Annotated in this window: 19 protein-coding genes, 1 tRNA gene and 3 pseudogenes; 11 read left to right on the top strand and 12 right to left on the bottom strand. The window is 71.2% G+C overall.

Annotation, left to right across the window (positions count from 1 at the left end; all coding sequences use genetic code 11):
• Window positions 1-10 precede the first annotated feature (10 nt).
• The 5 genes from RLT59_RS17830 to RLT59_RS17810 all read left to right on the top strand — a co-directional run bounded on the left by RLT59_RS17830 (window position 11) and on the right by RLT59_RS17810 (window position 7360).
• Window positions 11-661: a type VII secretion system-associated protein gene (locus RLT59_RS17830; protein ID WP_311304313.1), complete on the top strand. Its 651-nt coding sequence runs from the start codon at window positions 11-13 to the stop codon at window positions 659-661.
• Window positions 658-1347 carry a type VII secretion system-associated protein gene (locus tag RLT59_RS17825; RefSeq protein WP_311304312.1) on the top strand — a complete coding sequence of 230 codons (690 nt, stop codon included), beginning with the start codon at window positions 658-660 and terminating at the stop codon, window positions 1345-1347. The genes RLT59_RS17830 and RLT59_RS17825 overlap by 4 nt, the downstream gene beginning before the upstream one ends.
• Window positions 1348-1650: 303 nt before the next feature.
• Complete coding sequence (locus tag RLT59_RS17820; RefSeq protein WP_311304311.1) at window positions 1651-2565, top strand: type VII secretion system-associated protein; 915 nt, start codon at window positions 1651-1653, stop codon at window positions 2563-2565.
• Window positions 2562-5975: a hypothetical protein gene (locus RLT59_RS17815; protein WP_311304310.1), complete on the top strand. Its 3414-nt coding sequence runs from the start codon at window positions 2562-2564 to the stop codon at window positions 5973-5975. Before RLT59_RS17820 ends, RLT59_RS17815 begins: the two co-directional genes overlap by 4 nt.
• 35 nt (window positions 5976-6010) lie before the next feature.
• Window positions 6011-7360, top strand: a complete 1350-nt coding sequence (locus RLT59_RS17810) for an RICIN domain-containing protein (RefSeq protein WP_311304309.1) — start codon at window positions 6011-6013, stop codon at window positions 7358-7360.
• A 149-nt stretch (window positions 7361-7509) separates the two neighbouring features.
• Here RLT59_RS17810 and RLT59_RS17805 read toward each other — a convergent pair.
• The 3 genes from RLT59_RS17805 to RLT59_RS17795 all read right to left on the bottom strand — a co-directional run bounded on the left by RLT59_RS17805 (window position 7510) and on the right by RLT59_RS17795 (window position 8755).
• Window positions 7510-7597, bottom strand: a tRNA-Ser gene (locus RLT59_RS17805).
• A 78-nt stretch (window positions 7598-7675) separates the two neighbouring features.
• The gene (gene tadA / locus RLT59_RS17800; protein WP_311307762.1) at window positions 7676-8104 is read right to left on the bottom strand and encodes a tRNA adenosine(34) deaminase TadA; all 429 of its coding nucleotides are present in this window, start codon (window positions 8102-8104) and stop codon (window positions 7676-7678) included.
• 93 nt (window positions 8105-8197) lie between these two features.
• Window positions 8198-8755, bottom strand: a complete 558-nt coding sequence (locus tag RLT59_RS17795) for a tRNA adenosine deaminase-associated protein (RefSeq protein WP_311304308.1) — start codon at window positions 8753-8755, stop codon at window positions 8198-8200.
• 920 nt (window positions 8756-9675) lie between these two features.
• Between RLT59_RS17795 and RLT59_RS17790 the strand changes: the two genes are divergently transcribed.
• Window positions 9676-10407: a flagellin N-terminal helical domain-containing protein gene (locus tag RLT59_RS17790; RefSeq protein WP_311304307.1), complete on the top strand. Its 732-nt coding sequence runs from the start codon at window positions 9676-9678 to the stop codon at window positions 10405-10407.
• Window positions 10408-10541: 134 nt separating this feature from the next.
• Here the strand turns inward: RLT59_RS17790 and RLT59_RS17785 are convergent.
• Both RLT59_RS17785 and RLT59_RS17780 read right to left on the bottom strand, forming a co-directional pair.
• Window positions 10542-12016 (bottom strand): annotated as a pseudogene (locus RLT59_RS17785) (NF041680 family putative transposase).
• A gap of 210 nt (window positions 12017-12226) precedes the next feature.
• On the bottom strand, window positions 12227-12613 hold the full coding sequence (locus RLT59_RS17780) for a MerR family transcriptional regulator (protein WP_311304306.1): 387 nt from the start codon (window positions 12611-12613) through the stop codon (window positions 12227-12229).
• Window positions 12614-12675: 62 nt separating this feature from the next.
• On the opposite strand from RLT59_RS17780, the gene RLT59_RS17775 reads away from it, so the two are divergent.
• Together RLT59_RS17775 and RLT59_RS17770 are read left to right on the top strand one after the other, a co-directional pair.
• Window positions 12676-13383: an SDR family oxidoreductase gene (locus tag RLT59_RS17775; RefSeq protein ID WP_311304305.1), complete on the top strand. Its 708-nt coding sequence runs from the start codon at window positions 12676-12678 to the stop codon at window positions 13381-13383.
• Between the two features lie 112 nt (window positions 13384-13495).
• Window positions 13496-14044 (top strand): hypothetical protein, encoded by a 549-nt coding sequence (locus tag RLT59_RS17770; RefSeq protein WP_311304304.1) that lies wholly within the window; start codon window positions 13496-13498, stop codon window positions 14042-14044.
• On the opposite strand, the gene RLT59_RS17765 is transcribed toward RLT59_RS17770, so the two are convergent.
• From RLT59_RS17765 to RLT59_RS17750, 4 genes and pseudogenes are all read right to left on the bottom strand, one after another.
• Window positions 14001-14792, bottom strand: a complete 792-nt coding sequence (locus tag RLT59_RS17765; RefSeq protein WP_311304303.1) for an IS5 family transposase — start codon at window positions 14790-14792, stop codon at window positions 14001-14003. The genes RLT59_RS17770 and RLT59_RS17765 overlap by 44 nt on opposite strands.
• Before the next feature lie 563 nt (window positions 14793-15355).
• Window positions 15356-16215: pseudogene (locus RLT59_RS17760) on the bottom strand (IS5 family transposase).
• Between the two features lie 40 nt (window positions 16216-16255).
• Complete coding sequence (locus RLT59_RS17755; protein ID WP_311304302.1) at window positions 16256-16450, bottom strand: hypothetical protein; 195 nt, start codon at window positions 16448-16450, stop codon at window positions 16256-16258.
• A 221-nt stretch (window positions 16451-16671) separates the two neighbouring features.
• Window positions 16672-17369: pseudogene (locus RLT59_RS17750) on the bottom strand (DUF6192 family protein).
• Window positions 17370-18286: 917 nt separating this feature from the next.
• Here RLT59_RS17750 and upp point away from each other — a divergent pair.
• Window positions 18287-18922 (top strand): uracil phosphoribosyltransferase, encoded by a 636-nt coding sequence (gene upp, locus RLT59_RS17745; RefSeq protein ID WP_311304301.1) that lies wholly within the window; start codon window positions 18287-18289, stop codon window positions 18920-18922.
• A gap of 70 nt (window positions 18923-18992) precedes the next feature.
• On the opposite strand, the gene RLT59_RS17740 is transcribed toward upp, so the two are convergent.
• The 3 genes from RLT59_RS17740 to RLT59_RS17730 form a co-directional block, all read right to left on the bottom strand.
• Window positions 18993-19589: a LytR C-terminal domain-containing protein gene (locus RLT59_RS17740; RefSeq protein ID WP_311307761.1), complete on the bottom strand. Its 597-nt coding sequence runs from the start codon at window positions 19587-19589 to the stop codon at window positions 18993-18995.
• Between the two features lie 139 nt (window positions 19590-19728).
• Entirely contained in the window at window positions 19729-20025 is a 297-nt protein-coding gene (locus RLT59_RS17735; RefSeq protein WP_073736427.1) for a type II toxin-antitoxin system VapB family antitoxin, read from the bottom strand.
• Window positions 20026-20140: 115 nt separating this feature from the next.
• Window positions 20141-20761 (bottom strand): HhH-GPD-type base excision DNA repair protein, encoded by a 621-nt coding sequence (locus RLT59_RS17730; RefSeq protein WP_311304300.1) that lies wholly within the window; start codon window positions 20759-20761, stop codon window positions 20141-20143.
• A 212-nt stretch (window positions 20762-20973) separates the two neighbouring features.
• On the opposite strand from RLT59_RS17730, the gene RLT59_RS17725 reads away from it, so the two are divergent.
• Window positions 20974-21285: a transposase gene (locus RLT59_RS17725; protein ID WP_311304299.1), complete on the top strand. Its 312-nt coding sequence runs from the start codon at window positions 20974-20976 to the stop codon at window positions 21283-21285.
• Window positions 21282-21566: an IS3 family transposase gene (locus RLT59_RS17720; protein ID WP_311304298.1), complete on the top strand. Its 285-nt coding sequence runs from the start codon at window positions 21282-21284 to the stop codon at window positions 21564-21566. The genes RLT59_RS17725 and RLT59_RS17720 overlap by 4 nt, the downstream gene beginning before the upstream one ends.
• Window positions 21567-21590 lie beyond the last annotated feature (24 nt).

Here is a 21590-nt window from a genome sequence, read left to right as displayed (position 1 = left end):
CGAGGAGCTCATGAACGACAACACCGCCGCCGGTACGCCCACCGCGCGACCCGGTCCCATCGACGACACCGCGCCGCCGGTCCCCGCGGAGATCGAGGAAGCCGCCCGGCTCGCTCCCGACCACTGGCTGGGCATGGTCGACCCCGCGTGGTCCGGGAAGGGCGAACCGCCGGACTGGGCGGTGGTGGGCCAGTGGCGGTCCGGCCTGGACGGTGAGATCGAGGAGTGGCGCGCCAACGAGGGGTACCGCCCCTCGCCCCAGGCGCTCGGCTGGCCCGCACCGGCCGACCCTGTGGACGAGGCGGTCCAGCTCGCGGCCACCGGGTACGGCCCGGGTGAGGCGGTGCCGAGGGCGCTGGCCGGGGCGGAGGTCGCCGTCCTGCTGGGCCCCGGCGGCAGCCCGCTTTCGGCCACCTCTCCCGAGGGGGCGCCGGTGGTGCCCGTCTTCACGTCCCCCGGCTATCTGCGGGCGGCCGGGCGCTTCGGTTACGAACTGGCGCCCGTGGCCGAGGTGGTCGACCGGATACCGGAGGGCCATGTGCTCTACCTCAACCCGTCGGGGCCGGTCGGCATGACCGTGGAGACCGATGCCCTGCGGCAGGCGGTCGACAAGGCGGCGCGCGGGGCGGACGGTTCGCGGGACGGGACGGACCGCGCATGACGAGCCCATCCGGCACCCCGGACGAAGGCGCGGTCCGCTCCGGGACCCTGGGCGGCCCGACCGCCGTGCTGAGGGGGCGGCCGGGGTTCCGCGAGCCGCCCGAGGAGTACGTCAGGGCGGCCAGGGAAGCCCCCGGCCACTGGATGTCCGTGGTCGACCGGCACTGGAACGGTGACGAGGACGAGCCCCCGCCCTCGTGGGCGAGGCTCGGACGCTGGCGGAGCGACGGGAACGGGGAGATCGTCGAGTGGGAGGAGAACCCCGGCTACCGTCCTTCGCCCGACGCGCACGGCTGGCCGCCGCCGGTCAGCCCCGTGGACGCCGCCGTACAACTGGTCGCCACCGGCTACGCGTCGCGGGAGCTGTTCGCCCTGATGCTCGCCGACGCCGAGCTGGCGGTGTGCGTCGACGGGAACGGCGGCCTGACGGTGACCGAGGCGGAGGACGGTACGGAGGCGGTGCCCGTCTTCTCGGCGGCTTCGCGGCCGGCGGCGGGCGAACTTCCCGTGCACGAGGTGATGTTCGTACCCGAACTCCTGGAACGGCTGCCGCCCGGAAGGGAAGTGCTGTTCCTCAGCTCGTCCGCCCCGGTGGGGCAGCTCGTCACGGTGACCGAACTGCGCGCGGGCCGGGCCGAACTGGAGGAGTACGAGGCGGAGGAGTCCCCCGACGGGTGGCCGGCCTGAGCCGTGGTGCGGGTACGGTTGACCATTGAACGGTGGAACGCCGGGGCGGAGCACGGCGTCTCTCCAGAAGTACGAACCGGGCATCCGGGTGCCGTCGGGCAGGCCGGGAACAACGTTGTCGTCGGGGTGGGGGCCATGGTCCTGTCGGGTCGCGTCCCGCGATGTCATGGGCGCTTCACACTTCGGACACCGGTATGTCATCGCGGGGAAACCGGATTTCGGGGTCGGCACCACCAGACTGTCAAACGATGAGGGTGAGTTCGAAGGGATGGACCGTGTCTTCTGTGTCGGGAGTGCCCGCCGGTGACTGATTACGACCATGGGCCCCTCCCCACGATGCCCCCGCCGCCCGAGCCCGAGCCCTTCCCCGTCGACGCGGATGCCGGGGCGATACCGGCGCACCGCCGACCGGCCACCGAGTCCACGGACATCACCGGGCCCACCGCCGATACCGGGCCCACCGGGGACACCGAGCCCACTGACGTCGTCGAATCCGCCGACGCCGACGTCACCGAGCTCTTCCCCGAACCGCCCCCGGAAGTGACGGAGGCGGCTCTGGGCCTTCCCGACCGGTGGCTGAGCGTTCCCGATCCCGCCTGGTCGGGTAGGGGCGCGCCGCCGGACTGGGCGGTTCCGGGCCGTTGGCGTACGGACGCCACGGGCACGATCGTGGCGTGGGAGGACAGCGCGGAGTACCGCCCTTCCCCTCAGGCGCGCGGCTGGCCCAGGGCCACCGACCCGGTCGAGTTGGCCGTCCAGCGCGCCGTGACCGGATACGGCCCGCCCGGCGAGGTGCTTCGCACGCTGGCCGCCGCGAAGGTCGCGGTGCTCCTCGGCCCCGACGGCGAGCCGCTGGCCGTGCGGTCGGCGGAGGGCGAGCCCGTCGTCCCCGTCTTCACCGCCCCCGCGTATTACCGCGTCGTCGGGACGTTCGCGGCCCGGGTGGTCCCGGTGGCCGATGTGGTCGAGGTCCTGCCCGAGGGCCACTCGCTCTACGTCAACCCGACCGGCCCGGCAGGGATGGTCATGGACACCGAGGCACTGGCCGAGGAGATCGCGGCCCAGGAGCGCGGTGAGGCCCGGCCGGTGCCGCCGGAGGAGCCGGGCGGGGCGGGAACGCCGCGCATCCACGCGACACGGGTGGGGGACCCGGCGGCCGCGCCGGGCCCCGGCCCCGCCACTGCCGGTGCGCCGGCCGGAGAAAGGCCGCAGGAGTGACTCGCTGGGGTGGTTCCTTCGCGCGGCGCCGAGGCGACCGCTCCCCGGCCCCCGTCGAACGGGCCGCCACGAACCTGCCGGAAGCGGCACCCGAGGGGCTCGTGGTGGAGGACCACGACGGTCTGCTGCTGCTCCGGACCCCGTCGGACGACACGCTCACGCCTGCGGATGTCGTCGATCTGGCGCGCGGCACGCGCACGGACGAGGGGACGGTGACCGTCATCGCGAACGCCGAGGGGGCGGAGGCCCGCTCCTTCTGGCCGAGGCTGAGCGAACTCCTCGACTCGCTGCGCGACTCGGGCACCGAGTCCGTACAACTGGTCATGGCCGGTGCCGGGCACGACGCCGAGGACCGGCCCGCCACCGCCCGCCGGATCGCCGACGCCTGGGGGTTCGAGGTGAGGGCCCCGGACGGCCCGCCCCTCGTCGTACCGGGCGGCTCGCTCTTCGTCCCCGTCGCGTCCACCGCCAACGGGGGCGCGGCCGAGGGCGGCTGGTGGCGGTTCGCCCCGGGCGCGAAGCCGCAGCCGCTGGGCCCGCGCAGCCCGGAGCCGTCCTGGCAGTCCGCGCTGCGCGGTGTGCCTTCGGGCACGGCCGGCGGCTGCGTGCTGGAACAGATCCCGGCCGGGCTGCTGGTGCGGCCCGCAGGGGCGGCCCCGACCCAGCCGGGCGATCTCTACCACGCCGTGCCGGTCGACCCCCGGCGCGCGGCCGTGGTCATCGGTGTGCCGTACGGGGAGGACGTCTCGGCCGAGGAGGTCGCCGCGGTCCTCGACTCCCTGCCGCAGGAGGCCAGGTCCGCTGCGCGGCTCGTGCCCGGCGGCCGGCGTGACGTGCTGTCACTGGCGCAGTCGGTGTCCGACCGGACGGACGCGGAGGTGGAGGTCCTGACCGGCCTGCCGCTCGTCGCGGCGGGCGGCCCGTTGGGGACGTACTCCGTGCGTTCGGTCCTGGCCGCACCGGACGGTACGCCGACGTGGATGCCGTTCGTGGACGCCGTCGTGTGCCGACCGCCCGACGAGAGCGGCCGTGCGCGGCCGCCCCGGGTGCTGCGCTGGACCCCGCCGCTGCCGGGCCCCGCACGTCCGGAGGAGGGCGTGGTCGGCCTGACCGACCGCTGGCAGGTCACCGTCACCAGGGCGGGCCTGTGGGTCGGCCCGCGCGGCGGCCCCTCGCTGTCCCCCACAGCACGTCAGGTGGACCCGGGCGGCCCGGTGATCGAGCTGGGCATGCCGGGCGAGGTCATGGACGCGTCGCTGTGGCCGGCCCTGTCGGGTCTGCTGGGCGCCCTGGCACCCGCCCTGCGTGCGCGGGCGACGCTGCACGTGCACGGCGTGTCCCTCGACGGCGGCCTCGAACTCCGCAGGCTCTCCGCCCGGCACGGCCTGCGCACCCTGCGCTACGCCGCCCCGGCGCCGGCCCCGGCCCGCGCCAGGCCGCCGGCTCCGGCCCGGCCGGCCCCCGCGCCGGTGAACCGGCCGGCTGCGGCGCCGGGACCGCGGACGCAGTCGTCGAGGCCCGAGCTGCCGCCCCAGCCGCCGCGACCGGGACAATCGGGCCGGACCACGGGATCCGTGCACGTCCGCCCGTCGGAGGGCGCCGGGCGGACGGCGCGGGCCGAACGGGCCGGGCAGCTGCGCGAAGCCATGGCCACGGGGTCGGCGGCGACCGCCGGGGCAGGAGCGGGAGCGGGAACGGCGGCGACCGCCGGGGCACCCGCACGGCCGTCCGGTCCCGGGCCGGCCGCAAGGCCCGCAGCCCCACTGCCGACCGGGAAGCCGGGGACGCCCCGGCGGACCGGCGCCGGCCCGGACCCCGAGGAGCTCGACGGATCGGACGACGGCGTCCCGACCGGCTCGCTGGGACGCGCCAGGAGGCGGGCCGAAGCGGCCGGGCAACCGGCGTCCCGCACCACACCGGGCCCCACCGCGCCCCTACCGGAACAGAGCGACCCCGCCGAGCCGCAGACAACCGAGCCGGACCGGTCCGAGGGCCCCGATGGTTCCGTTTCCGGTGGTTCCGGTTCGAACGAACCGCGAGAAGCCGCAGCCGCCGCAGCCGACACAGACGATGGAAGTGGCACAGGTGGCACCCGCGCCACGGGCGACACGGGCGACACAGGCGACACAGGCGACGCCCGCGCCGGAGCCGGCACAGACGACGGAAACGACGAGCTGGGCGGGCCCGCGCTGAGCGGGCCCGCGCCGGAGGAGAACCCGGCAGCGGCGGACGGCCCGGAGCCGCCTGCCGAGCGGAGCCCGTCCGGGGAGCCCGCACTCGATCCCGCGCTGGGCGATCCCGCACGCGGTCCCAGGCCGAGCGATCCCGCGCTGAGCGATCCCAGGCCGAGCGAGCCCGCGCCGCGTGTGACCGAGGCGCCGGATCGCCCCGACGACGTGCTCCCGGCGAAACCTGTGCGCGTGGAATCCGCCGCACCCGCCGACCCGGCTCCCGCCGTGGCCCCCGCGTCCCCGGGGGCCACGGCATCCCGGGACGTGACGCCCGAGGCGCCGACCGAGCCGGACGGAACCGGAACCGGAACCGGAACCGCAGCGGACGAGGCGGCCCAGGTTACGGAGGTCCCGGAGGCCCCGGTGGTCCCCGGCGCCCCGGAGGGCCCGGAGCCGGCCGAGGTCCCCGACACTCCGCTGCCGCCCGTCCCGTTGGAACCCGGCCACCGCAGCAGCGAAGCGGAACGGACCGCCTTCCGCGCGCTCGCGGACCGGGAGTGGGACCGGCACGGCGCGGCCGTCGCCAGGTCCCTCGCCCGGGTGCCCGCACTGCGCGGCAAGGAACAGGAGGCGGCCCGCGCCGATCTGATCGCGCTGCGGCTGTATCTGCTCACCCCAGAAGGCCCGTTGAGCCATGGCGCGGTGATCCGTGCCCTGCGCGAGTACGAGCCCGACATGCTGCCGTACGGCGCCTGTGTGGCATCGGCGCTGAACAGGCTGCCGTCCTACCGGGGCGCCGTGGTGCGCGGCACGGGCAGCGACCCCGCAGCCGGCGCGGCCCTGCCCCGCCCGGGGACGCTGCTCCGCGACGCCGCCCTGCTGAGCACCACGCCGCTCGATTCCAGCCGTGCGGCCATGACGCCGGGCGCGAGCTACGTCATCTGGTCGGTGGCGGGCCGTCGCGTACGGCAGTTGGCCGACCACAGCCGTGGGCCCGAGGAGGTGGTGTTCGCCCCGGGAACCCTCTTCCGGGTGCTGGACGTCCGCCGGGACGGCCCGTCCGTACAGATTTTCTTGCGAGAACTGACCGGTCCTGCCACGGCGACCGCGCCCGATCCCGATGCGGATCGAGCCGTACTCGCCCGGTTGGACGATGTCGTGCGCGGGCTCTCGACGGCACCTGCGGGCACCGGCCATTGGCCGGAGCGCTGCGCCGGCGCCGTGGGGGCCGGGCCGTGACGCGACACCCACCCATGGACGAGTAGGGGAATTGCATGGCGCGTGAGCATGATCCTTCCAACGAAATACCGTCGTCACCGTCCGGTCCGTCCGCCGGTGCGTCCGGGAAGTTCGGCAACTCGCCGGTCTCGGTCCGCCGGGCCGTGACGATGCGGGGAGCGGCCGGGGACCCGGGCGGCGCTCTGACGCCGCGCGGCCGTACGAACGCCCCGCCCCCGTCGTCCCCGTCCTCCGAGGCCGAGGGCGCCGACGAGGCGACGACCGGCACCGACGAAGCAGGCGCGGGCACCGTCACCGGCGCCTCGGTTCCGTCGGCCACCACCGCGGCTTCCCCCGAGCCCGCGGAGTCCGAGGAGTCCGCAGAGCCGTCAGCGTCGACGTCCGCCGCGTCCGCCCCGGAGACCGGCACGCCGCCGGCTGTCAGAACGGTCGGCGCGGTGCCCGACGCGCCCGACGCACCCGACGCGGCCGTGGCCGCGGGAGCGGCGGGCAACGGTGGCGCGGGCGCGAATGCGCACGCGGACGGCGAACCGCCCAGCAGCCGGCCCAAGAAGCCGATGCTGGCGGCGGCGGCGATCGCCGGAGCCATACTGATCGCGGTCCCGTTCCTCGTAGCCGGACAGAACGACCGTGAGCCCGAGCGGACCCGGACGCAGAACGCGGCGGGCACGGTCCTGGGCAGCGAGCGCTCAGCCGTTCCGGACACGTACACGAGCGAGTCGCCGACCCCCTCCGTCAAGCCGAGCAAGAAGGTGAAGGAGAAGGAGAAGCAGGTCCTGCCGCCGGCCCCGCAGCAGACGCTCACGCCTTCCCCGAGCACGTCCGAGAAGCCCAAGCCCAAGACCGAGCCCAAGCCCAAGTTCAAGACCAAGTCCAAGCCTAAGGAGCTGACCGGGGCGGAGAAGCTCCGCCGGTGGGCCAACGGCCGTTCGGGTGTGCAGAACACGGTGATCAAGAACGCGTCGACGTCCCAGTGCGTGGACATCGCGAACTACGGCAAGGGCAAGCCGACCGCTCCGGTCAACCAGTACCCGTGCAACGCCACGACCGCCGACAACCAGCTGTGGAGCCTGGACATCGTGCACAAGAGCGGCGGACCCCAGAACGCCCCCGTCTTCCTGATCCGCAACACCAAGGACGGGCTCTGCCTGGACGTCGACTACAACGACGCCAGGCCGGCGGGTTCGAAGGTCAGCGAGTTCAACTGCCGTCCGACCGGTGACAACCAGCTCTGGTGGCTGGACCCCCGGGGGGACGGGACGAACTGGATCCGTAACGTCGTCAGCAACGACCTGTGCCTGCGCCCGACCGGCGGCGCCTCCGCCGGTAACGACGCCCGGCTCGAAATCGCCCCGTGCGGTGCCGACGACCACTGGATCGTCTGAGGGCCCGCTCCCACGGGTCGGTGGCCCACGCGTCCCCGCCTCCCCGTTGCACTCACCTGCACCGGGGAGGCGGGGACGCGCTCCTGTGCGGCACCGGGAACGAAAAAACCGTCCCCGGCCTGTTCTCACAGGTCGGGGACGGTTCCTCGTGGCGGTAGCGGAGGGATTTGAACCCTCGGTGAGTTTCCCCACACTCGCTTTCGAGGCGAGCTCCTTCGGCCGCTCGGACACGCTACCGAGAGAGAGCTTAGACCATCTCGGCCGTCCGTCGAAATCCGATTACCGGTGGCACCGCCCGCACGCCGGGACGCCAGGTCAGCGGTGGCGGAAGAAAGCGGTGAGAGGGGCCGCGCAGTCGGCCTCCAGCACTCCGGGGATCACCTCGGGGCGGTGGTTGAGCCGGCGGTCGCGGACGACGTCCCAGAGCGAGCCGGCCGCTCCGGCCTTCTCGTCGCGGGCCCCGTAGACGACCCGGGCCACCCGGGACTGCACCAGGGCGCCCGCGCACATCGTGCAGGGCTCCAGCGTGACCACCAGGGTGCATCCGGACAGCCGCCATTCGCCGAGCACGGCGGCGGCCCGGCGCAGCGCGAGGATCTCGGCGTGCGCGGTCGGGTCGCCGGTCGCCTCGCGTTCGTTGTGTCCCGCGGCGAGCAGCGCGCCGTCCGGACCGAAGACGACGGCGCCGACCGGCACATCGCCGGCCGCCGCCGCCCGGTCGGCCTCGTCCAGGGCGCGGCGCATGGCCACCCGCCACGGGTCCCGCACGGGGTCGCGCGGTGCGTCGGGCGGTCGGGGCGGGTCCTGCGGGTGCGGTGCTTCGGTCACCCGCGGACCTTAACGGACGGTCTCCAGGACCTCGGCCGCTCCCAGCGCGTCCGCGATCTCCACCAGTGCGTCCGTACGCAGCATGAGCAGCTCGGCCTCGGGGAGCCCGAGGTCGGACAGGAGTCCGGTGTCACCCAGCGGGCCTGCCGGTACGGCGTCGAGTCCGTCGTCATCGTCGGCGTTGTCGTGGTCGGCGTTGTCGGGGGCGTTGTCCGGTTCGCCGTCCTCGGTACCGTCGAGTCCGACGAGCTCTTCGAGAGCGGCAATCGAGTCCTCGGCCCCGGGTTCGCGGCCGAGCAGTTCATCGGTGAGCAGGATCTCCCCGTACGAGGAGCGGGTGGCGGCGGAGGCGTTCGAGACGTAGATACGCGGGTCCTCCTCACCGTCCACCCGGATGACGCCGAACCAGGCGTCCTCCTGCTCGATGAACACGAGCACCGTGTCCTCGTCCACCGAGGCTTCACGGGCCAGATCAGTCAGATCGGACAGGGTCTCCACGTCGTCGAGATCCGTGTCGCTCGCTTCCCACCCGTCTTCGGTGCGCGCGAGCAGTGCGGCGAAGTACACCGTGACTCTCCCACTGGTCTAGGGGCCTCTCGGCCGGATCAGGCCGGGCTCGCGGGCACTGGTACGGGCATCTGGCCCCGCTCCCCGATCCGAACGAAAGACCCTAGGTGTGTCGGTCCGGCGGGAGGGCAGTCGGTGGTCCGGCTGTCCTGCGTCCCGCCCATCGGAATCGTGGCAGAAACTAGGGCCTCGCGAGAGCAGTTCGGACGTTGCGTCGGCCATCAGTTCTGTCCGGGGCGGCCACCAGGGGGTTCTTCCGCAGGCCGGACGGCTACCAGCGAAACATCCGCATCCGCATGGCCTGGCGCATTCGGGTGGCCTTGACCCGCCGGGGCTGGACCCGGTCGCGCAGCGCCTTGGCCTCGTGAAGCTCGCGGAGGAACTGGGTGTGGCGCCTGCGACGCCGCGCGTCGGTCTCCTGGGCGTCCCGCGCGTCCCTGAGCTTGGTTTTTAACGACCGTGCCGGACAACGGAGTTGCGGGCATGCTGCTCGGCAGGGGCTGGCTCGGGTCGCAGAGCACGTTCCACAGCGCGGAGGCAGGTGCTGAACTTCCTCCACGAGGCCGTGTTCATGTCGCAGCAATGGGTTATGCGGGGTGGTCGCGGGCTGCGCGTCGAGTTGGCTCAGCAACATCCCGAAGCGCGGGGCGGGACCAGGGGATGAGGTCCTGGTCGGCGCTCTGCTGCGTCAGGACAGCAGGCGTGAGTGATGGCCGCGCCAGAGGTCGGGCGACCTGAGCGGCATGGTGATCTTCGCCCACTCGGCGGAGGATGGCCGGTCAGGTGGAGTTCGTCGGGGTACAGGCGGTGCCAGAAAAAGGTTCCGAGGTTGCGGTGAATCGCTTCCTGGTTCGTATCGCCGGCTTCGGTGAATCGTTCAGTCAAGTGTCACCTGACCAAACGATGATGAGGCCGCAATCGTGAAGATCGGCACCGCCGCCCGTAGGACCGCCCTCGTGGCTGCCTCCGCCCTCTCCGTCCTTGCCCCCGCGCAGGCCCTCGCGGCCGAAGCGCCAGCTCGTTCCACGGAGGATTTCGCCTACTTCGACTCGCGGGACAAGCAGGAAGCAGTCCCGGACCACACCGATACGCAGGGCTACTACTCCGGCCAGTTGTCGAACACCAGCAACGACGCCGTCACCCTTGCCCGGACCACCGAAAGTGCCCTCAAGAAGATCACCGGACACCTGCAGAGCATCCGCCTGCTGACGGAACAGGCAGCACGCGGCATCGCCCCCGACCGTGCCGCGACCGGGAAGGAGGTCCGGCAGCACCTCGAAGCCATTGACACGCTCTCAGTTCAGACCCGGTTCGCAGGAATTAAGCTCCTCGCGAAGGAGACCAGCATGAACCACCAGGTCGGAGCGAACGATGGTGACATCATCGCTGTCGCGATGAAAGTTCCGAATGTCGATACTCTGGGGCTGTCCGGGTATGACGTTTCCAGGATCATCTGCTCCACCGACCCCGGCGACCCGGCCCAGGCTTCCTGCACTAAGGATGACGGCACAACGTACGCGGTCGCCGTCGCAGACATCACGGGCAACCCGCTGTACCTCCTCGACCCGCTGCCCCGGATCGACGCGGCACTCAGGAAGGCCACCAGCCTTCGCTCCACTCTGAGCGACGCGCAAAACAAGGGGGCCATTTAGTACATAAGCCCGCAGGACACCGGCATGATGAACCAGAGTTCCGCACTCGAACGCATCGACGGAACCGACCGAGAACTCCCTCTTGAACAGCTGACGAGAATTCCGGCCCTGGGATCGGCGTACTTAGCTTGTTTTTAACCGGTTCGTCGGGGTTTGGTTCCTGCCTTGTGATGGGTCGGCCGTTGGTAGGCCGCGCCGGTGGCGAGGATGTGTCCCACGTCGTGACGGGTTGCGGGCCGCCGGTTCTTCGAGCCGGGCGGTCGACCGGGGCCGGGTTCGGTGGGTTTCGGTGCACCGGCCGGAGTCCCCGTCGTCGTGCGGAGGTTCCGAAACCCGCGCCGGACCCGGGCGGGGGTGAGCTTGTGCGGCGGCGCCGGCTTCTCCCACGGCCGCCGGAGGTCGGTTGCGAGCGGCCGGGCAAGGCGGAGCTGGGTGTGGGCGGCGAGGATGAGCCATGTCCAGCGGTCGGCGGCGGCCGAGCCGCGCAGACGGGGCCGGGCCCAGCCGAGGGTCTGCTTGAGCACCGGGAAGGTGTGCTCGATGTCGAACTGTCGCAGGAACGCCTGCCAGCACCGGTCGACATCAGCTTCGGTGGCACCGGTCCGCGACCGCCGCAGCCAGACCGGCTTGTTCACCCCGCCCGACGGCAGGTGCTCGACGACCAGGCGGATGACCGTTCCCTCGATGACGGGCAGCGGGCCTTCGTGCTCCAGCCACGCGGCCCGCTGGGTCAACCGGGGGTGCGGCCGGTCCCACGCCTGGGCGGTCGCCTTGCCGTAGAGGCGGGTGCCGGTGACCGTGACGGCCTGCTCGGTGCCCCAGGTGGCGGGGGCACCGAAGACGAACTCCCCGCCGTGCTTGGGCGGACGCCCGCCCTTCGGGTGGGACCGGAGGAACTCCTCTCGCGAGGGCGCGGGGCGGCGCATCACCCGGTCCGACCGGGTCCGGCCCAGGACCTCGACAGGCAGGCCGGACAGCAGATGGGCGATGCGCGGGGCGTCGTAGCCGGCGTCCAGCACGACCAGGATCTCCGGATCGCCCGCAGTCCACTGGCCTGCGGCGACGAGCCGTTCGACCACCTCGCTAACCTGGTCGGCGGTGACAGCGGCCAGGTCGGCGCCGGGTGGCAGGCGGACCGCGTCCATGAACGCGGTCCAGGAGGTGCGGCCGCTTTCCAGGGCGACGATCACCAGTACGGCCAGCCAGGCATCATCTGGTGCTTCGCGTTGCCCCGGCCGTAGGTGTGGCAGAACGAGCGGTCCGGCACAATCTCGGCGCCCGGCCGGAGCCACGGGGAGACGTCCACCGCCAGGACCAGCCGGCCGTCCGCGGCCCTCGGCAGCGGCACCCCGGCCAGGGCCCGCCGCAGCCGGGCGACGTCGACCCGTCCGCGGTTGAGACCGGCGTAGAGGGCGCCGTGGCCCCGGCGGTGCTCGGGCGTCAGCGCGAGGGCGACCAGCGACCGGACCGGCCCGTCGGTGCACAGCACCGCGTCCGTCAGCTCGAACAACGCGTCCGCGCGGGCGGTCAGGCAGTCGTAGAAGTCGGTCCAGAACCGCGACAGCACGGTCAGGGACTCGACTCGGACAGCATCGTGCAGCAAACTCACCCGCGCGGCCTTGGCATGATCAACAGCGTCTCGACAACGCACATGATCACACCAGGGCCGCACCACTGCCGCACCAGCCCTCGCCGAGCAGCAGGCACTCAACTCCGTTTCGCGGAGCGGACGTTAAAAAACAAGCTGAGTGCCTGTTTTCGATCCTCGGCGAGCTTTTGGCCAGCTTGGAATTCGAACGAGGCTAGGAGGTCCGGTCGATCATGTGGCGGCATCCACGCTCGCCGAGCAGGTAGCTGGAGAGATCGCAGACTTGGTGGCGAGGCCGATCAGCTCATCGAGTCGGTCGTGCGCCCTGGTCAGGTCGTCGATCTGGGTCCGAATGCGGTCGCGTTCGTCCTTGAGTCGCTGCGTCATCCTTGGGGTCGCGACGAGGGTGTCCAGGAAGGGCAGGACCTGCAAGATCGCCTTGCTGCTCAGCCCGGCCGAGTAGAGAAGCTGGATGAACTTCACCCGCTCAACGGCGGACTCGGGATACTGCCGGTGGCCGCTGGGGCTGCGGTCGGCGATGACGAGCCCCTGCTCTTCGTAGTACCGCAGCGCACGGACGCTGACCCCAGCGCCTTCGGCCACCTTTCCGATACGCATGGCACCTCCCGGGCGGTCCAGACTTGATCCTCACGTTGACGTGAGGTTTTAGCATACGTCCTATGAACATCCACGGAGCCACTGCGCTCGTCACCGGAGCCAACCGCGGCATCGGCCGTCATCTCGCTGCCCAACTCGTCGAGCGGGGCGCGAAGGTCTACGCGACCGCCCGCCGATCCGAGTCGATCGATCTCGACGGTGTCGAGGTCCTCGCCCTGGACATCTCCGACCCTCTCGCCGTTGAGGCGGCAGCTCGCGCGGCGGGCGATGTCAACCTGCTCGTCAACAACGCCGGAATCGGCGGAGGCGCTCTGCTCGGTGACCTGGACGCTGTCCGTGCCGCGCTGGACGTGAACTTCTGGGGCACGCTGTCCATGGCCCGCGCCTTCGCGCCGGTCCTCGCGGCGAACGGCGGGGGCGCGATGGTGAACATCGCCTCGTCGGCGTCCTGGTTCGTCTTCCCCGGCAGCAGCGCCTACGCGGTCTCGAAGGCCGCCGTCTGGAGCATGGGCAACGCGCTGCGCCAGGAACTGGCCGGGCAGGGCACGAAAGTCACCTCGGTCCACCTCGGAGCGGCGGACACCGACATGATGAAGGGCTACGACGTACCCAAGATGGACCCGGCCGATGTCGCACGTATCACCCTCGACGGTGTCGAGGCCGGTACGTTCGAGGTTGTCGTCGACGAGTTCACCGCGATGGTCAAGGCGTCGCTGAGCGAGGATCCTCGCGACTTCGACAAGCAGTTCCAGCAGTTCCTGAACTCCTGAGACGCTGTTGTCTTTCCGAGTCTGACGACTGTGTTTTCGCTGGTCAGGGGTAGGGGCGGCGTCGGTGTGGGAGTGATGGGGTGTCGTTTCGTCGCTCTCGTGGAGGCCGTGGATGCCGTCGGTTGTCGGACTGCTGGAACAGCACGAGCTTGCCGCTCGTCGTCGTGTGGACGGGCTGCGTGAGGAAGCGGACCGCATCCAGGCCGAGCTCGCGGTGGCCGAGCAGGAGTGGTCGGAGTGGACGATCGCCCGCGAGCGTGTCGGTGCGGTGCTGTCCGCGCCGGGCGGTGACTCAGCCGGCGTGGGCGCCATTGACGTGCCGGAGGGTGTTGTGACGGGAACCGAGGTGGAGGCGTCTGCACCTCTGGTGGTGAAGGCGAGGTCGCAGGTTCCGATGTGGCGCGAGGGGCTGGCCGGGACGGCACTGTCGGTGGACTACCAGCGCATCCTGGCCGCGATCGAGGATCGGGGCCGTCTCGGTCAAGGGCCGCTGACCTGTCAGGAGATGGCCACTGCGTTCGGCCTGGACGTGGTGCCTGCCAAGGTGGAGGGGCTGCGGTCGAAGGCGAAACGCCTGGTCGCGCGGGGCTGGCTGGCCGAGTCGGCACCGGGCCGGTTCACCCTCGCGCGGAGCGTGAGCGGGCCAGGCGGCGGGTCATGATCATGGTCATCGACCAGTAGATCATCGCCTCGGCGCTGCTAATGGATCGTTCGAAGTCACGCACCAGACGGCGGCTTCGCATCAGGTGGGCGAAGAGCCGCTCGACGATCCACCGCTTGGGCAGCACCACGAAGCCGCGCATGTCGTCGCTCCGCTTGACGATCGCCAGGACCAGCGCGAGCGCGGCCAGGCAGTGCTTGACGAGGCTGCCGGTGTAGCCGCCGTCGGCCCAGACGAGTTCCAGCCGGTGGTGAGCGTCGGTCACCCGCTCAAGCAGCACCTTCGCGGCGGCGCGGTCGCCGATGTCCGCCGCGGTGACCATCACGCCCAGCAGCAGGCCGAGGGTGTCGACCACCACGTGCCGTTTGCGGCCGTTGATCAGCTTGCCGCCGTCGAAGCCGCGGCTGTCGGCGCCGACGACGGCGTCCGCCTTGACGGACTGCGAGTCGATCACGCCGGCCGTCGGTTCCGCATCTCGCCCCGACTCCTCGCGGACCCGGCCGCGCAGCCGGTCGTGGAACTCTCTGACCAGCGCGTGGTCGCGCCAGCGGCGGAAGAACGCATAGACCCGGTCCCACGGCGGGAAGTCGGCCGGCATGGCCCGCCACTTGATCCCGTTGTCGACCAGATAGCGGATCGCGTCCAGCATCGCCCGGTGGCAGTACGCCTCCGGCTGCCCGCCCCGACCTCGCAGCCAGCCCGGCACCGGCAGCAGCGGCCGGACCACGGCCCACTCCGCGTCCGTCATGTCCGAGGGATACCGCCGAACACGCTCCGGATGGTCGGCCGCATTCCCGAACCGGTGAGCGACACAATCACACGACAGAGCAGCCGAGTTGAACTCCACCGGCGCGAGCACGTACAACTGCGGCAACAGGGTCTCCTGGATCTCGGTTGGCTTCGCAACCCCGAGCTACCAAGAGGCCCTGCCTTCATGCCCGCAGCCGGCCACGGTCACCCGATCGAGACTCCCGTTCGACGCCCACCCCGCACGATCGGAACGACAACAGCTACTGAGGCTCCTCGACGACGCTGGAATCTTGGTTCGGCAGGCCGCTGCGTTGCTCTTGGGCCTGCCCGCAGCCGATCGTGTCGCTGAGCTGGAGATGATTGCCCAAGCGCTGGCGGAAGAGGGGAGCGCGAAGGCGAAGGCCTTGAACATTAACGAGATGCCGGTGAATCCTGAGGAGGCTGCGTGGGCGGCTGTCGTGGAGAGGTTCCGGGGAGAGACTCACGTCGTGGCCCCAGGAGTCCCGCAGAGCCTGGGCCGGTCAGCCGGTCAGCCGGTCAGCCGGTCAGCCGGTCAGCCGGTCAGCCGGTGGGCCGGGGCTTCTTCGTCCAGTTGTCGGTGCGGGGCCCTTGCGGGTGAGTCGCCTGCTCATGAGTGTAATGAGTGCCAGTTCAGGTGTGCTTCGCTGTGCTGCGGGAGCCGTTCGTAGTCCCTCGCGTTGCGGCGGGCGCGCATGATCCAGCCGATCGTGCGCTCGACGCGCCAACGGCGGGGCAGGACGACGAAGCCCTTGGCGTCCTTGGGCCGCAAGACGGTCTTCAGCGTGATGTGGAGGAAGTCGCGGGCCCAGCCGACGAGTTGCCCGGCGTAGGCGGAGTCGGCCCAGACCTGAGTGATCTGGGGGTGGGTGAGACGCAGTCGCCACAGGAGTTCGCGGGCGGCGTCCCGGTCGGTCATGTCGGCGGGCGTCGCCAGGATCATCACGGGGAGTTTCTTCGTATCCACCGCGAAGTGTCTCTTCCTGCCATTGATGCGCTTCGCGGGGTCGTAGCCGCGGGTGGCCCTGCTGACGGTCTCGGCGGCCTTGACCGAATGGGAGTCGATGATCAGCGTGACCGGGAAGGGGCACCGGCCCACCTTGGGTGCGGATCCGGCGCCTCAGCTGGTCGCGGAACCAGGCCACCACCCCGGCCCGGTTCCACCTCGCGAAAAACCCGTAAACCGTCTCCCAGGGCGGGTAATCCGCAGGCAGGGCCCTCCATTTGGCTCCGTTGTCGGTGATGTAGCGGATCGCGTCGACGATCTCCCGGCGCGGGTGCTTCTCCGGCCGGCCGCCCTTCTTGGTCCGGCAGGCCGGGACGGGCAGCGGAGGTTCGAGCAGGGCCCATTCGGCGGGGGTGGTGTCGGAGGGATAACGCCGGCAGCGCCTGGAGGCGGGCATGTCGGGCTCGGCGATCAGGGGTCGGGCCGGCCGGAGCCGGTTATTTGGTGAGCTGGGCGAGAGTGGCGCGAACGCCGGTGAGCTGGGCGACGGCGAGCTGGGCCCATTCGTCGTCGGGGTATCGGGCCAGGTGGGGGTCGAGCGTCCCCGTGATCATCCGGGTGAGACGGCCGAGGATCTCGCGGAACTGGCGCTTCTCGTACTCGATCCAGGCCGCCGGGTCGTCGGAGAACAAGTAGCCGTCCTTGCGCGTGTAGATGATCGGGGTGAGATGCTCCGCCGCCGCGACATCGCGAATCTGCCGGCCCCCCCGGACGAGCTGCGACTTCTCAACCGAGTCGCGGCCACCAGCTGCCGGGTGTGCAGTCCGGCGGGGCGTGCCTCGATCAGCGAGGCCCGGACCAGATCGCCGTAGTGCTCCGCGAGCGGCCGCGCCGCGCGGGCGCGGGGCACCGGCTATTCGCCTTTGAGAAGCTGGACCATCTGCTCGTCCAGGGTGAACTCGCCGTTGACGATCGCCGTCTCCAGCCAGCCGGCCGCTGCCCGCACCTTGGCGATGCCCCGGCGGACGGTCTCGCGCTCGTCCTCGGTGAACTCCTGGCCCCGCAACCGCGGGACCAGCCTGCCCAGGGCTGCGACGTAGCTGTGGGCGGAGCCGACCAGGTCCAGGTACTCGATGGTGTGCTGATCTTCCGCACCGCCGGGGTGCGCTCGCGGACCCGTTCGCGTACTTCCTCGGAATTGTCGAACTGGGCCCGGTCGACGGCCATCCGCGTGGAGTCGTCCCGCATCACCTTCCGCGCGACCGGCGGCCGTTGCAGCAGATCGGCGGTCACCTGCCCGGCGACCTCGTCATCGCGGATCAGGTCGGTCACCGCCTGGACCTTCTCCTCGACCGTCACCGGACGATCGACCCGCTGCCCCACCAGCCGTTTCGCACCGTCCGGGGTCCAGCGGCACTGTCCGGTGCGCTGGTTGAACGGCGGATACTCGATCGCCGCCCACCGCTCCGCCTCGTCCGCGATCGACGCAAGGACCCGGTGCACGGTGAACGACACCCCTTCCTTGCGCTTCGCGGCCGGCCACCTGTTCGCGGTCCACCGCCAGTCCTCCACCGTCGCCCGCGCCCCCCCCCCGATGTCGTCGGCGAACATCTGCGACGACTTTTCCACCGTGAACAGGTCGTCGGCGCCGTTCGGCATCGAGCCGCCCACCGGCCTCATCGGTTCGATCTCCAACGCCTCGTCACCCAGGGCAAAGTGAGTCCGTGTGACCTGTTCGATCAACTCCCGCGCCTCGGCGACGATCTGCTCGTAACGCATCCGGGTGACGTTCCCGATCCGCCCCGTCATGATGCCCACCACCTCACCCGGGCCGGGCCGGCGGCCCTGCGGCGGCCGTCAACACAGCACCCTTCCGGGTCACCTCAAACCGTGACGCGGGCCCGGCGTCGCGGGGCAGAGCGCGAAGCGGGGGCGCTCGAAGCACCCGCCCCCGTCCTCGGCGCCCGTGTCGAACGGAAGTGACCCGGGGAGGCTCAGCCGGCGTTCGGCTGCGGCGTTTCCGTAACGCCGTTCAGTGACGCCTGCCGTTGTCGGCAGGCCCTCACCCTGCACCGCGGGCGAGCAGTACGTTGCCGACCGGGACCGTTCGACCCCCACCGTCCAGCACCGCCCGCACACCGGGCACCCAGCCTGTTCCCCGGACTGGATCGCCACCACCCGCAGTCGAGCCTGCTCAAGCCCCCGCCAATGCCGTGACCTGCATCGACCAGAGCAGTACACAGCCTTCGCCGCCATCGTCGACGGCAACGGACCACCACACTCCCAGCAGTACCGCCGGCCCACCACTTGCGACGCCACAACCCCGATCGTCGCGACGTTCAGACCTCAAGACCAGCCTTCAAAAACACGCACTGAGGCCGGGAGGGCCCGCCCCGTCCCGCTTCCGCTGCGCCCCGTCCGGCATCGGCTCATCACCCCAAGGCTGGGTCCGTATGCCCCCACCTTCCCCCCGAACGTGTGGTTGATGCCAGCGCACGGGTACGGGAGGCGCGGCTACTGTGGGTCCCATGCGGATCCACGTCGTCGACCACCCGCTGGTCGCGCACAAACTCACCACCCTGCGCGACAAGCGCACCGACTCCCCGACCTTCCGGCGCCTCGCCGACGAGCTGGTCACCCTGCTCGCGTACGAGGCCACCCGCGATGTGCGCACCGAGCAGGTCGACATCGAGACCCCGGTGACACCCACCACCGGAGTGAAGCTCTCGTACCCGCGGCCCCTGGTCGTGCCGATCCTCCGGGCCGGCCTCGGCATGCTCGACGGCATGGTGCGGCTGCTGCCGACCGCGGAGGTGGGCTTCCTGGGCATGATCCGCGACGAGGAGACGCTCCAGGCGTCCACGTACGCGTCCCGGATGCCCGAGGATCTCTCGGGCCGCCAGGTGTACGTCCTGGACCCGATGCTGGCCACCGGCGGCACCCTGGTCGCGGCCATCCAGGAGCTGATCAAGCGTGGTGCGGACGACGTCACCGCCGTCGTGCTGCTCGCCGCGCCCGAGGGCGTCGAGGTGATGGAGCGCGAGCTGGCGGGTACGCCGGTCACCGTGGTCACCGCCTCGGTCGACGAGCGCCTCAACGAGCACGGCTACATCGTGCCGGGCCTGGGCGACGCGGGTGACCGGATGTACGGCACCGCTGACTAGGGCGCCCTGACCGGGGCGCCTTCCGGGCGTCCCGCCCGTCAAGCCCATTCAGCCCGCCCCCCACGGTCCCTCAGCAGGAGGACGGTGCGGGGGAGGGCTTGAGCAGGGCGGTCAGGGCGGTGGAGGCCGCCTGGGGCGTGCTGAACGCCTTGAACTTGGTACCGATGATCAGATCGACGTCCGCGGTCTTGCGGGCGTCGGTCTTCGTCGCGGCCCCCGGCAGCTGCGTGCCGAGCACCGGGAAGGTGCCGTTGACCGCGGTCGGAGCGCCCAGCAGTATGCCGGTTCCGGCGACCTTCTTGTCGTACGCGGCCGTGGCGTTGCCGACCTTGCCGATCGCGAACCCGCGCTTCTTCAGCTCGTCGGCCGCCGCCTTCGCGAGACCGCCGCGCGGGGTCGCGTTGTAGACGTTCACCTTGATCTTCGCGGGCTTCGGCAGTGTCACCGCGTGCGCGGACGGCTCGGCGGACGGGCAGTCCGCCTTGCGGTCGGCGGCGCTGGCCGTCTTGTCGCCGCCCGTGAAGACATCGATGAGCTGCAGCGTGCCCCATCCGGCCACGCCTAGGGCGACCACGGAGGCGACGGTCGCGAGGACCAGTTTGCTGCGGCGGCGGGGGCGCCGCATGCGCGGGTACTTGTCACCCGTGATGCGGTACTTTCTGCCCATGCCTGGGGGAGTGAGCATGCTCATGGGCGCAGCGTAGTGCGACCCGGTGATGATGCCTACTAAATGATCAATGGATCGCACCCGTCCGAGTGGGAAAGCACCCGAACGAACCCCGGACGGCGGCGAGTGGTGTGGTGTCTCAGCCGAGTTCGAGCACGCGGGCGTGCAGTACCTGGCGCTGCTGGAGCGCGGCCCGGACCGCGCGGTGCAGCCCGTCCTCCAGGTAGAGGTCGCCCTGCCACTTCACGACGTGCGCGAACAGATCGCCGTAGAACGTGGAGTCCTCGGCGAGGAGGGTTTCGAGATCCAGCTGGCCCTTGGTGGTCACGAGCTGGTCCAGGCGGACCGGGCGCGGCGCGACGTCCGCCCACTGCCGGGTGCTTTCCCGGCCGTGGTCGGGATACGGCTGCCCATTTCCGATGCGCTTGAAGATCACACGGAAAGCCTACCGGCCTGGAGCCTCCGGGCGCAGCCATGCGGCCGGACCGCGCCGTCGGGCGCAAGGGCATATAAGCGGCTATGCCGGAATTCCGTGAGCGGAGCCGCTGCGCCTATTTGCCCTTGGCGGCGGCTTTCGCGGCCTTGGCGGCCTGTTTGGTCTCCTGCTTGTACGCCCGGACCTCGGCGAGCGACTCGGGGCCGGTGATGTCTGCGACCGAGCGGTGCGACCCGTCCTCCCCGTACGGTCCCGCCGCCTCGCGCCAGCCCGGCGGCCGGACGCCGAACTGCTTGCCCAGCAGCGCCAGGAAAATCTGCGACTTCTGGGTGCCGTACCCGGGCAGCGCGTTCAGCCGCTTGCGCAGCTCGGCCCCGGTGGCGGCGTCGTCCCACACCGCGCTCGCCGCACCGTCGTACTGCGCCACCAGGTACTGGCACAGCTGCTGCACCCGCTTGGCCATGGAGCCCGGGTAGCGGTGCAGCGCGGGTTTGGCGGTGAACAGCTCGATGAACGCCTCGGGGTCGTACGTGGCGATCTCATGGGCGTCCAGATCGTCCCCGCCCATTCGCTGCGCCAGGGCGTACGGGCCGGAGAAGGCCCACTCCATCGGCACCTGCTGGTCCAGCAGCATGCCCACGAGGGCGGCGAGCGGACTGCGCGCGAGGAACTCGTCCGCCTCCGGCTGCTGGGCGATCCGGAGGGTGATGTCTCGTCCGTTGTCGCTCTTGGTCATGGCCCGATCATCGCGAGAGCGGGGTGCGACGGCCAGCACCATCACCGTGGGCGGAGCGGTTCGCCGCCGATTGCAGCCGTTTGCCGCCGCTTTCCGTCGTTTCCTCGTCCGTTTCCCCGTCCGTTCTCGTCACCAGGCTCCTCGGTGGATGGGCTCGATCCGCTTTGACGGACATCCGAGATCAGGGGTTCAGCCCCGGGAGGATGTCCATCATGGAGAGCATGGGGAAGAAGAAGCCTCGCCGCCCTCGTCGTTCGTTCACGCCGGAGTTCAAGGCCGAGATCGTCGGTCTGTGCCGACGGGGTGACCGCTCGGTCGGTCAAGTGGCCAAGGACTTCGAATTGACCGAGACCGCGGTGCGGGACTGGGTGAAGCAGGCCGAGACCGACGGGGGCGAGCGCAACGGGCTGACCAGCAGTGAGCGCGGGGAGCTGGCCGCGTCGCGGCGGGAGAACCGCCGGCTGCGCGAGGATGTCGACGTCCTCAAGCGGGCCACAGCTTTCTTCGCGAAGGAGACCCGGTGACGGTGCACCCGTTCATCGAGGCGGAGAAGCGCACAGGTCACAGCGTCAAACGGGCGTGTGAGCTGATGAAGGTCTCCCGAACCGCCTTCTATGCCCGCCGCTCCGGCCTGCCCGGCCCCCGGGCGGTGCGGGATGCCGAGCTGACCGAGCAGATCACCGCAGTCCATGCGAGATCGCGCGGAACCTACGGGGCCCCGCGCGTGCACGCCGTGCTCAAGCGCGAGGGCGCCGGGTGCGGCCGTCGTCGTGTCGCACGACTGATGCGGTCCGCCGGGCTGTAGGGCCGGCACCGCCGCCGACGGTAC

The organism is Streptomyces sp. ITFR-6 (genome assembly GCF_031844725.1).
Taxonomy (GTDB): Bacteria; Actinomycetota; Actinomycetes; order Streptomycetales; family Streptomycetaceae; genus Streptomyces.
Note: the sequence above shows the minus strand (reverse complement) of the source record. Positions and strands in the feature narration are given on the sequence as shown.